The sequence below is a fragment of the Dorea sp. D27 genome, assembly GCF_001185345.1.
Lineage (GTDB): Bacteria > Bacillota > Clostridia > Lachnospirales > Lachnospiraceae > Extibacter.
On record NZ_KQ236743.1, the window covers coordinates 50,477 to 61,950 of the forward strand.

General features: G+C 48.7%; 9 protein-coding genes. 6 read left to right on the plus strand and 3 right to left on the minus strand.

The features are described 5' to 3' along the window. Positions 1-553: 553 nt before the first annotated feature. Positions 554-1,372: a zf-HC2 domain-containing protein gene (locus tag HMPREF0980_RS00220; protein WP_084002592.1), complete on the minus strand. Its 819-nt coding sequence runs from the start codon at positions 1,370-1,372 to the stop codon at positions 554-556. Between the two features lie 16 nt (positions 1,373-1,388). After that, the gene (locus HMPREF0980_RS00225) at positions 1,389-1,871 is read right to left on the minus strand and encodes an RNA polymerase sigma factor (RefSeq protein ID WP_049727165.1); all 483 of its coding nucleotides are present in this window, start codon (positions 1,869-1,871) and stop codon (positions 1,389-1,391) included. A 386-nt stretch (positions 1,872-2,257) separates the two neighbouring features. Here HMPREF0980_RS00225 and HMPREF0980_RS00230 point away from each other — a divergent pair, with 386 nt between their 5' ends. The 6 genes from HMPREF0980_RS00230 (at position 2,258) to HMPREF0980_RS00255 (ending at position 10,203) form a co-directional block, all read left to right on the plus strand. After that, positions 2,258-3,103 carry a MerR family transcriptional regulator gene (locus HMPREF0980_RS00230; RefSeq protein ID WP_049727166.1) on the plus strand — a complete coding sequence of 282 codons (846 nt, stop codon included), beginning with the start codon at positions 2,258-2,260 and terminating at the stop codon, positions 3,101-3,103. Between the two features lie 15 nt (positions 3,104-3,118). After that, positions 3,119-3,829: a cyclase family protein gene (locus HMPREF0980_RS00235; protein ID WP_049727167.1), complete on the plus strand. Its 711-nt coding sequence runs from the start codon at positions 3,119-3,121 to the stop codon at positions 3,827-3,829. Between the two features lie 29 nt (positions 3,830-3,858). Next, positions 3,859-5,235 carry an APC family permease gene (locus HMPREF0980_RS00240; RefSeq protein ID WP_049727168.1) on the plus strand — a complete coding sequence of 459 codons (1,377 nt, stop codon included), beginning with the start codon at positions 3,859-3,861 and terminating at the stop codon, positions 5,233-5,235. A gap of 39 nt (positions 5,236-5,274) precedes the next feature. Continuing rightward, positions 5,275-6,549, plus strand: coding sequence for a kynureninase (gene kynU, locus HMPREF0980_RS00245; RefSeq protein ID WP_049727169.1), 1,275 nt, complete (start codon positions 5,275-5,277; stop codon positions 6,547-6,549). A gap of 112 nt (positions 6,550-6,661) precedes the next feature. Further along, the gene (locus HMPREF0980_RS00250; protein WP_049727170.1) at positions 6,662-8,398 is read left to right on the plus strand and encodes a CocE/NonD family hydrolase; all 1,737 of its coding nucleotides are present in this window, start codon (positions 6,662-6,664) and stop codon (positions 8,396-8,398) included. A gap of 14 nt (positions 8,399-8,412) precedes the next feature. Further along, entirely contained in the window at positions 8,413-10,203 is a 1,791-nt protein-coding gene (locus HMPREF0980_RS00255) for a CocE/NonD family hydrolase (protein ID WP_049727171.1), read from the plus strand. A gap of 151 nt (positions 10,204-10,354) precedes the next feature. Here HMPREF0980_RS00255 and HMPREF0980_RS00260 read toward each other — a convergent pair whose 3' ends face one another. Next, positions 10,355-11,326 carry a LysR family transcriptional regulator gene (locus HMPREF0980_RS00260; RefSeq protein ID WP_049727172.1) on the minus strand — a complete coding sequence of 324 codons (972 nt, stop codon included), beginning with the start codon at positions 11,324-11,326 and terminating at the stop codon, positions 10,355-10,357. Between the last annotated feature and the right edge of the window lie 148 nt (positions 11,327-11,474).

Here is an 11,474-nt window from a genome sequence, read left to right on the forward strand (position 1 = left end):
TTACTGGCGACCGGAAGGAATTTATCTGTGCCGGTATATTAATAAAAAAGCTGAGCGAGTGAAAACCTTTGGCGAAATGGAATTATAATTATAATGAGGAAGAGCCGGAATCAGGTACAGGGCTGTTATGTGAGATAACATCCCTTGCCTGACTCCGGCTCTTCCTGCAGCAACGGCGTGCACGCCTCGCTGCAAACGTTTAACTACGATAATATACAACGTTCTAAACTGTATGTGTTATTTACGTTAAGCTTACAATCATTTTCCACCTAGCTGACGCAGCCAGCGTTCATCCGCTGGCCAGTAACGCTACATAGCCGTCCTCGCCCTTGTTAAGTAAAGTAGATAGCGGGCGGGGAGCCGGGTGGGAGATGCGCAGGTGTAAGCGGAAGAGGCGGAGAATCCTTTCCGTAGCCCTTATCCTGCGGGATGCAAGCCGCTATCGGCGCGCATTCCGGAGGGTTAGGGATACGTGAAATAGTCGGAGCCTCGAACGCATCGGAGCAGATGCCACCCGGCTCCCCGCCCGCAGCCTAATTTACTAAACTCACATTTAATAGATAACCAGCACGTCTCCGACTTTCAGTTGTTCCGTGGAGACGGATGGGAAGTAATCTGGTACTTGGCTTTCGCTCAGCTTCTTTTCAATACGTTCCGGCGCTGGTTCAAGCGTCTGCCCTTCCTTCCAGATGATAAGCTCTTCATCAAACCGTCCTTCGTATTTGATGGTACGGCAGTGGCTGTCAACGTCTTTTCCTTCTACGGTCACGCCGCCGTACTCTACTTTTTTAGCCGTAGTAAATATAAAGCTCTGGGAACGGATTAGAACAGGAAACCGTTTCTTGCTGCTGTCAAGTATTGTTGTCAGGGGAGAAGGAGAACCAGCCGCTATCACACCGTCACAGTACTCCCTGCCTTCAGCGTCTTTCTCACCGGACATAAGATTTCCCGCAGATAATGCCGATATGGCTTTGCTGCTCTCTATCGTACAAAAGATATCCCCGTTCGATAGTTCGAATAGTTCCGTGACCTTGATATCATCGGTACGTATGGCCGAGAGCTCGGAATGTACAAATGGCGCCAATATGAGCAATAGGACAAATATCGGTACCAGTATGAAGATGATGATCATCTGACGGCGGGTGAAGCGCCGTTTCACGCTGCGGATAAACGCGATATCATCCTTCAGGTCCGGATCCAGTGCAATCTCCGGCTTCTCCGGCACGTTCTCCTGCATGGCCTCATACAATTCACGGCAGCTTTCGCAGGTAGAAAGATGCTCTTCCACGGATGTCTTCGTCCGTTCGCTGCAGATATTATCTGTATATAGTGGCAGCAGATCTTTTATCAAATCACAATGTAGTCTACTCATATGATAATCCTCCTTTTTATTCGTCCTCCAGCAGTTCCCGTATCTTAAGCCTGGCTCTGTGATAAGTGACTCTGGCCCATGTTTCGTTGTGGCAGAAGATATCTCCGATTTCACGGTAAGTGAGCTCGCCGAGCGTCCTCAGCAGAAATACTTCCTTGTATGGCTCATCTAAGGTGTGCAGCGCTCCGTATATAGAAAGCGTCGTCTCTTTCTTCAGAAATGACCGTTCGATGTCCACGGAAGAGGGGAGTACAGGCATTTCTTTGTCGACAGTGTATTTCTGTCTGCGCAAATGTGAGAGATATAGATTTTTTGCTATCTGACAGAGCCATGATTTCATGGAACAGCTGCCGCGAAAGTGCCTGATTTCTTTCAAAGCCTTAAAAAATGTTTCTTGTGTGATATCTTCTGCAAGCGTAGGGTTTTTGCTCAGCGTCAGTACAAAGAGATATACGTCTTTAAAGTACCGGTTATATATTTCTTCAAAATCAATGTCCAACTATCTTCCCCCTTCCTTATAGTGTCTGCCATCTGTAAGTAATACAAGTATACTTGATATGCCCATTAGACGCACGAGAATTCAATATGTTACAAATAAATGGAAAATATTTTTGTGTACAATTTGACTACTAAGAGACAAAATGTAACTATATAAGGACATACGGTCAATAAGAGATTAGAATAGCAGGAGCGTATGTATTTCCATTTTTAGAAAGAATAAGTAAAAATGTGAAGAATAATTTGTGCAATATGCACTAAAAAATACCGTAAATTTTAGGGTTATAGTTTAAATTGTAAGAATGTATTGACTTTGCCCTTGGGGAAATCTTTTACAATGTGATCAGACAATTTAAACATATGATTCAGGCGCTAGGAGGCGAAGATATGTTTCGGATTGGACAGTTGGCAAGTATTTACAGAATCTCGGGAAAGACGCTCAGGTATTATGACGAGCTCGGGCTGCTTCGGCCCAAGTATGTAGATGAGGCGACAGGCTACCGGTATTATACGTCATCACAGATACCTGTATTGAACGAAATCTTCCTGCTTAAGGAGATGGGGCTTTCTTTAAAAGAGATTACTTATCTGATGAAAGAGGAGGTTGATAAAGACCATACCCTGCTGAAGGGAGTGCTGGAACTTAAGCAGCTGGAGTTCGACAGGCAGATTCAGGAACTGAATGAGAAGAAGCAGACGATAGAACTGCTGAAAAAGAAGCTGGACAAAGGAGGAGGGATTGAACTGTCATCCTTCAAAGTGGGAATCAAGAAGGTCGAAAAGATGCAGGTGGCGAGCCTGAAAGCTTCTATCAGCACTTATTCTACACAAGAGGCGCTGTGGGCGGAGCTGCTTGATTATCTGAACAAATGCAGGGCGAAGATTGGAAACGAAAGATATACCATCTATTATGATTCCGTATACAAAAGTGATGAGATCCAGGTAGAGATTCTGAAAAGGGTACTGGCCCCATTTCCGGAAACGGAACGGATCCAGTATAAGAGACAGGAAGGCTATGAAGAGGTCGCATATCTTTTGCATACGGGGGAACATGAGAGCGTGATTGACTCCTATGAAGCGATACTTACGTGGATAGAGGAGAATGGATATAAGGTCGTGGGAAATATTCGGGAGGAATTCCATATGGATGATTTTACGACAGACGATCCGAAAGAATTTGTAACAGAAATACAGATTCCGGTCCACAAAAGAGGAGAGGAATTTGTCAGATAGAAAGGAGGATATAAGATGAAGTTTATCGATTTGACGAGGGAGATCAACAATAACACACAGGTGTGCCCTTGTGACAAGGTACCGGTTGTAGAGGATTATGCAACGACGGAAGAGGAAGGTGTCAATGTCAAGTTCATGAAGATGGGAACGCACACATCGACGCACATTGACGCTCCATACCACATCAGCAAAGAGGGCAGGAAGCTGAACGATTTCCCGGTGGAGCGCTTTATCGGTAAAGGCATTGTGCTGGACTTCAGCGATAGAGGAGAGATATACGAAATCACCCGTGAAGATATCATGGCTTATGCAGAGGAACTGAAGCAAGTGGATTTTGCAATCCTCAACACGGGCTGGGCACCGTATTACGGCACATGGGATTTCTTCCGCCATCCTTACCTGAGCGGCGATGCGGCACTGGCGCTGGTCGAGCTTGGAATCAAGATTGTCGGGACAGACGGAAGCTCCGCGGATGCGGCATACGGGTTTTCAACGGCAAAGCGGCTGGAAAATCCCACATTTTCAGAGATTTTGGAGAATATAGAACGGGAAAACATCAAGAACGACGCACATGCGGCCCTGCTTGGAAACGAGTGCCTCATAGTAGAGTATCTGTGCAATCTGGATCAGCTGCCGAAGGAAGCGGCCACATATTCCTTCCTGCCGCTGAAACTGATGGAAGCAGACGGATCGCCGGTACGTGCGGTATGTATGACAGAAGAATAGAAGGATAAAGAGAGAAGGAGGGTAATTTTATGGGTAATTCTAACGAAGCAACGGCTAATGTAACGGAAGAATATACGACCAAAAAGCTGCGGCGTGTATTGGGGAAAAAAGAACTGATTTCTATGGGCCTTGGACAGATTATCGGCTCTGGCGTGTTTTCACTGACAGGCGTAGCCATCGGATTTACGGGGCGTTCTGTAGTGTTCGCGTTTCTGTTTGGCGCCTTGTTTTCACTGGCGGTAACGATACCAAGCATCTTTGCCGGAAGCGCGGTCCGCTTGAGAGGCGGACAGTATACGATGGCAAGCCTGCTGCTCGGTGAACGTTTTTCTGGTTTTTACATAATTATCTATATCGTCGGCAACATATCTATCGGAATGTATGCCCTGTCCCTTGCGGACTATCTGCTGGCGCTGGTACCAGGAATTCCAAGAGTACCGCTGGCCGTAGCCGCGCTGACCCTGTTTTTTGTCATCAACCTGTTCGGCGTAAAAGATGCCGCGTTTATTCAGAACATACTTGTTATCATCCTTGCGGCAGCTCTCGCTGTATTTGCGGCAGTGGGTGTGTTCAATGTAGAACCTGGATATTTTTCAAGCGTAGAGCCTCCGCTATTCATGGGCGGCTGGAAAGGCTTTGCCATGGCGGCGATCTTCACATCGTTTGCCACCACCGGCGGCGGAAACCTTGTCAACTTCTCCGGTGAATGTAAGAATCCTACAAAAGACGTACCGTTTGCAATCGTCCTGTCTACGCTGATAGTCACCGCACTGTATGCGGTCATCGGTTTCGTGGCAGCGGGAGTGCTTCCGGTAGAAGAGGTCATGTACCAGCCGTTAAGCGTAGCGGCAGGCGCATTTCTCCCGAAAGCCCTGTATGTGTTCTTCGTGACAGGCGGAGCGCTCCTTGCGCTGTCCACGACGCTGAACGCCACCTTCGGATGGGTGACGAAACCGGTGCTGCAGGCTTGTGTTGACGGCTGGTTTCCGAAGAAGCTCGGCAAGATCAACGATAAGTATGGCACGCCTCATTACCTGTTGATATTGTTCTACATCGTAGGGCTCATTCCGGTAGTTGCGGGACTTGATATAGACCGCATCGCCAATATGTCCATGATACTTATGAATATCACTACATTCCTTGTCGTAGTGGCAACAGCACGGCTGCCGAAGCTGCTTCCTGACGCGTGGGCGAAGTCTACGTTCAGGATATCCAACGGAGCCCTGAAAGTAATCTGCTATCTGTGCGGCGCGCTGCTTGTCTTTCAGAATTACTTGCTGATTGAAGACAATACGCCGGAAATCATCATCGGCAATATCATACTTCTTGTATTGACCTTTGTATTTATGGTAGTGCGTTATAAATCAGGAAAGGTTAAGGTAGAGGTCAGCTGGGAAGAGGAATAGAATATTTCAGATACGGCACTATGCCTGGGAGGTTATAGGATGGCAGAAATAACAAGCAGAGAATATGCAGCCAGCATGGATGCAGAAGATAAGTTAGGCAAGTACAAAAAAGAGTTTTACCTGCCAGATTACCTGTATTATGAAGCGAACGGCCTGGGACCTATGTCCCGCCGTTCGGAAGAGACGCTTCTGCGGGTGGCGGATGAGTGGAAGAATCAGCTTGTGGCCGGATGGTTCTGCGGAAAGATTCCGTGGTTCTATTATCCGGAACGGATTGCCGCCATGGAAGAAGCAATCGTGGGGGCAAGAGATAAGGAGCTCATCATAAACGGGACGACTACGACAAATATCCACAGCGTTCTCGCTGCATTTTACCGCCCCGAAGGAAAGCGGACGAAGCTTTTGTGCGACAGCCAGATATTTTCGTCTGACAGATATGCGGTGGAGGCACAGATAAGGCTCAAAGGGATTGACCCGGAGGACGGGCTCGTGCTTGCCGGAGGGGACAGCCCCATACTTGATGAAGATGAACTGATAGCCCATATGACGGAGGAGACGGCGCTTGTATTCCTTCCCTCCGTCGTGCATTCCACCGGACAGCTGCTTGATGTAGAACGACTTGCCAGCGCAGCGGCAGAAAGAGGCATACGTGCCGGCTTCGACCTGAGCCATTCCGCGGGCGTCGTACCACATAAGCTCCATGACTGGGGTGTTGACTTTGCCGTGTGGTGCAATTACAAATACCTGAACGGAGGCCTTGGATGTCCGGCCACCATCTTTATACATGAAAAGAACTTTGATATCCCTGTTGCGATGCCTGGCTGGCACGGCTATGTGAAGAGCCGCCAGTTCCAGAAGCTCCCTTATTTTGAGGCGGAGACAGGCGCTGGAGGGTGGCAGCACGGGTCTCCGCTTATCCTGAACATGGCCCCTCTTGAGGGCGCTCTGGATATGATAAACGAGGCAGGCATAGACGCTATCCGGGAAAAGTCTCTTGCCATGACCGGATATTTTATGGAGCTTGTGGACGCTATGCTGTCCGGCTGCGGCGTCAGCATACTCACGCCCCGCGAGGAGGCAGGTAGAGGCGGGCATGTGACGATTCTGCATGCGGCCTCTGAAGAGATAACGGAATTTCTCGACAGCGGCTCTCAGCTGACGGACAGATTGGCCGCTGCAGTGACGGAAAAAAGAGAATCTGGCGTTGAGGCATCCTGGAATAATCAGGTGAGGATAGCATTTTCACCGCTTTTCGCAAGCTTTGAGGATGTGAGGCAGACTGCAGAAAATCTGTATCTGCTGCTGAACGTTTAGGTCTTGACATTGCCCCGAAGGGGAAAGTGTACAATAGCCTTGGCAGAGAAGAAATAATAAATGCTTATTGGGCTGCTGAGGCTCAATAAGGTAATGTGATTGGAGGTAAAATGTGAACAGTCGAATTATTAGAGAACCAGAATATGAAATCAGGGTGGAGAGGGACCGCCCGATTGTTATGAAAGATGATATCCGCCTCTACTGTGACGTTTACAGGCCGGATGACAAAGAGAAGCATCCGGTGCTGGTGGGCTTTTCCCCTTTCGGAAAAGTGGCTCAGGAAGCAGGCAGAAGGCGGGATCCGATTCAGCTTGGAAAATTCATGTATGAGCAGGGGATTGAAATCGGGGGTATTGATTTCTTTGCATCCCGGGGATATACCGTGGTGGTGGTAAACCCAAGAGGAATCCAGAATTCAGAAGGCGTATGGACCGGGGTCTTAAGCAGGCAGGACCAGATTGACTGCTGCGAGGTCATCCGGTGGGCGGGCCATTATCTGTCAGATGGAAGCGTCGGTATGATTGGATGCGGCTATGCAGGGAAGATTCAGCCTCTCGTTGCCGCGATGAATCCACCTTATCTGAAAGCAATCATGCCCGTGGACGTCATCGATGACATGTATCTCGACTGTTATCCGGGCGGTATATTAAGTGATATCAATTATCCGCTCTGCAGCTATATTCCACATACGAACACGATATCAGAAGCTGAGATGGAAAACAGTCCGGAAGATTTAAAAGAGATGCTTGCAGAAGCGAGGAGGCAGCCGGAGATTGCAACCAATTCTTATTATTACAGAGGGCTGGACAGCTTCCCGCCGAGACATTATACTTGGAACATTGATGTCATGCTGCATCCATACAGCGGCGAGTGGTGGGACAGAAGGAGCTTCAAGGACCGCAAGGTGACGATACCTTCCTATATTGTAGGGCTTTACTACGAATACGGCTATACGACCATTTCAGCCTTTGACATTTATAATAAGATTGGTGATGAAGTGCCTAAGAAACTAATGATGATAGACCCTGCTTCTGCGAAGACCTCTCCGTATGAAAAACCAGTGGCGGAACAGCTCAGGTGGTATGACTACTGGCTGAAGGGCATCGAGAACGGCATTCTGGATGAGCCTCCGATGAAGCTGCTTGTCATGGGAGAGAACAAGTACCGTTATGATACGCAGTGGCCGTCGGCAGACACGGAATATAAGAAGATGTATTTCAGGAAAGAGAACCGCCTGACGGAAGAAAAAGAAACGGGCAGCGTTGCACCGGACTTCATCAGACATATACCGCCGACCCGTCTGTCCCAGATGCCGGAAGATGTGCCGGCGCTGACTTATACGTCCGCACCGCTGGAAGAAGAAGTTGAAGTATGCGGACCGGTTACAGGCTGCATACAGGCTGCAATCGACACGGACGATGCCCACCTGGCTATGAAGCTGTGGGATAAGGATTCGGAGACCGGATACCGTACGCTCCTCTCCTGCGGATATCTGAAATGCTCTCACAGAGAGCTGGATCCGTCCGGTACGGAGCACAGGCCAAAAAATGTCCATACGAAGGATGTGCCCGTAGAGCCGGGTAAAGTATATGACTATATCTTTGAACTGGCACCTGTCGATAACCTGTTCAAGAAAGGGCATCAGATTGAAGTGGAATTTAAGACGATGGACCAGCAGTATTTTGACTTTCATGAAATGGCCAGCCTGCCTAGACTGTATACATCCGGACGTGTGGCAGGACCGCATCCACTTGCAAGGGAAGTGAACTTTGAGATTCATGTAGACGGCGATGCCGCCTCTTGGATCGAGCTTCCAATCGTAGATGGTGAAAAAAACTGGGTGGAGTAAAGTAGGAGGACACAATGGAAAATAAAGAAAAATTAGAAATCGTCGGTCTGGACGAAAAGCCAAAATATTGGGATGAACGGTATATGGACGGTATCGAGAAGATGACGCCGCGCATGTATGATGTCATCAAGGAAGAAGATGTGCTCATGCAGGTAAGGGACGGCATAACGCTTGCAGTTGACATCTACCGCCCTGACACAGATGAAGACATCAAATTCCCGGGGCTTGTGGCATTTTCCGCATATGGGAAATCGATTCAGACGATGGACCGTATCTCGATGCAGTTCAAGACTGTATTATTTGACCATACGATAGAAGCCGGAGACATATACGAATATGTTAAGCACGGCTATATCGTAGCAGTGCCGGATCCGAGAGGAATCGGCAAATCCGAGGGGGCATGGGACGGCCTTTATGGAAGACAGGAGCAGGAAGACTGTTATGATGTCATAGAGTGGGTGGCAGAGCTTCCTTACTGTAATGGAAACATAGGTATGATAGGCATCTCATACTTCTCGATACTGCAGCCGGTAGTGGCAGCCCTCCAGCCGCCGCATCTGAAGGCTATCATGATGGTAGAAGTCGTAGACAACATGTATCACCATAACTATCCGGGCGGAGTCTTTGTGAACCGTTCCTTTATGTACACGGATTTCTGCCCGGACGTGAACTCTATGTCTACTGCGGAGCGCACCTATACGACGGAAGAGCTGAAAGCGCGCATTGAAAAGAGGCTGTCCGATCCGGACATCAGCCACAGTGCTCTCTACTCCGGCATATTGAGCTGCTGGCCGCCGAGAAACCAGACATATTTCTTTGATATGCTGCTGCACGATGATGACAGTGATTTCTGGAAGGAGCGCTCTATCCAGAGCCATCCGGAGGATATCAAAGTGCCGATGTACCTAATCTCTGAATATTATGAGCTTGGAAGATTTTCACAAGGGCCGTTCTTCCTGTTCACACACGGCGACATGTCCGTACCGAGGAAGCTGGCCGCACCGGAAGAGCATGATGCCCTGCATCTGCCGCACCGGATTATGACGCCGGAATACCTGCGCTGGTATGATTACTGGCTCAAGGGCATTGACACCGGAGTCATGGATGAGCCCCCGATGAAGCTGCTCGTAAGAGGCATCAACAAGTTCCGCTACGAACACGAATGGCCGCTGGCACGCACGGAGTGGACGAAATATTACCTTAGGGACGGAGGGCTGCTCTCCACAGAGAAGGAAAAGGATGAGCATGTACAGCCGACCATCCTCAACCATAAGAGCCCGTATGAGGGTGGATCTAATGAGACTTACGCAGTGCCGAACGTTGTATTCCGCACGCCTGTGCTGGAAGAGGACGTAGAAGTGACCGGCCCGATTGTCATGCACCTCATGTGTGCCATCGACAAGACAGATGCCAACTTCACCATCATGTTGAACGATGTTCCGCCGGAAGGCGAGGGACGTCCGCTGAATCTTGTCACAGGGAATCTCCGGGCATCTCACAGAGGTCTGGAAAAGAAAGAGCTGAAGCCGTGGGAGTTCAACAATGACCATACGAGAAAGGTGCCGGTCGTACCGGGCGAGATTAACGAATACACGATAGAGGTCATGAATACGTCCAATGTGTTCAGAAAAGGCCACCGTATAGAAGTTGAAGTGAAAAACTACGATGCAAACCCGTACCACTGGATGGTACAGCTGCCGAACAGCCAGGATATTGAGTATAAGATATTCGTCGACAGCATACACAATTCCTATATCAACCTGCCGATTATTCCATACTCCGATGAGGACCAGTGGATCCGTTGATAAGCAGGGGCCGGGTAGTCTGCAAGCTGAAAGAGCAAGGAAAAGGGGAAAAAACTGCTGGAGCTTCCAAATCCTGCATATCAGAAACCATGTATGAAACCCTCCGGGATGGTAAGTCGTATCTTACCATCCCGGAGGGTTGTTTTCGATATTATGAATTATTCTGTATCTGCATGAGCTCTTCCGACTGCTCCCGGGCAACTTTCAGAAATTCTTCCATCGCCCTTGTCACGTATTTTGTCTGCTTATGGTAAAAATAAATATTGCGCCCGGTGTGGCTGCCATGGACTTTGTAGTAGAAGCAGTCTCTTTCGTTCGGCATGTGCTTCAGGAGAGAATCGCTCACGAAAGTAATGCCCATCCCATAACAGCATACGTTGAACGCCGTAACCTGCTGGTCAAGCTTCAGTATGATATTCGGAGAGAACGACTGTGCCTGGCAGATTTTATCCGCCCGGGAGCGGGTGTCATTGCCGGAGCGCAGGAAGATAAAAGGCTCTTTTTTAAAGTTTTCAAGGGGGACGCACGGCGTCTCCTCCTTCAGATGCCGGTCAGCCAGAATGTCTTCTATCGTAAGCCGGAATCCGGAGGACATTTTATTGGAAGGAAATGCCTTCGGAACGGCAAGGAGAAGCGTCTCTTTCGTGTAGAGATGGTGCTGGTAGATTGCGTCCGGAAAAGAGGAGTTGTCTATCACAAGATCCAGTGAGCCGTGGAAGAGCTGATCGATGAGCTGGGGCGTGTTGTCCTCTATGAGGTGGACCTTTACGAGCGGGTACTTCTTCGTGAACCTCGTGATAATCGGAGGCAGTATGTAAGAAGCGAACAGATTGCTCCCGCCTATGGCAATCTGTCCGGTCTTAAGCTCGTTCATGTCAGTCATATAGGTTTCAAACTGGTTCTGTATATCCATGATTTCTTCTACGGCTTTTATGTAATGGCGCCCGCAATCGGTGAGCTTTATCGGGCTTACGCTTCTGTCGAAGATAGGGGCGCCGATTTTCTCCTCCACCTTTTTGACGGCTGCGCTCAAAGACGGCTGGCTTATGTAGAGATTGGCCGCGGCTTTGGAAAAGCTGCGTTCTTTATACACTTCATATACGTAATTCATGGAATTGAACATGCTTAGATTCCTCCGGTTTCCTGTTTATCATATGATGCCGGGCGTAAAAGGTGCTGCGTGCTGCCCTGCTATTATAATATTATAACTTTGCTTTCAGATGAAAGCAACACAATGTGCGCGAAATAGATGGCGTACATTGTGCTGCTTC

Excerpts from the sequence above, each read along its gene's own strand:
- HMPREF0980_RS00255 (WP_049727171.1), top strand. The coding sequence starts at position 8,413 with ATGGAAAATAAAGAAAAATTAGAAATCGTCGGTCTGGACGAAAAGCCA.
- HMPREF0980_RS00230 (WP_049727166.1), top strand. The coding sequence starts at position 2,258 with ATGTTTCGGATTGGACAGTTGGCAAGTATTTACAGAATCTCGGGAAAG.
- HMPREF0980_RS00235 (WP_049727167.1), top strand. The coding sequence starts at position 3,119 with ATGAAGTTTATCGATTTGACGAGGGAGATCAACAATAACACACAGGTG.
- HMPREF0980_RS00260 (WP_049727172.1), bottom strand. The coding sequence starts at position 11,326 with ATGTTCAATTCCATGAATTACGTATATGAAGTGTATAAAGAACGCAGC.
- kynU (WP_049727169.1), top strand. The coding sequence starts at position 5,275 with ATGGCAGAAATAACAAGCAGAGAATATGCAGCCAGCATGGATGCAGAA.
- HMPREF0980_RS00240 (WP_049727168.1), top strand. The coding sequence starts at position 3,859 with ATGGGTAATTCTAACGAAGCAACGGCTAATGTAACGGAAGAATATACG.
- HMPREF0980_RS00220 (WP_084002592.1), bottom strand. The coding sequence starts at position 1,372 with ATGAGTAGACTACATTGTGATTTGATAAAAGATCTGCTGCCACTATAT.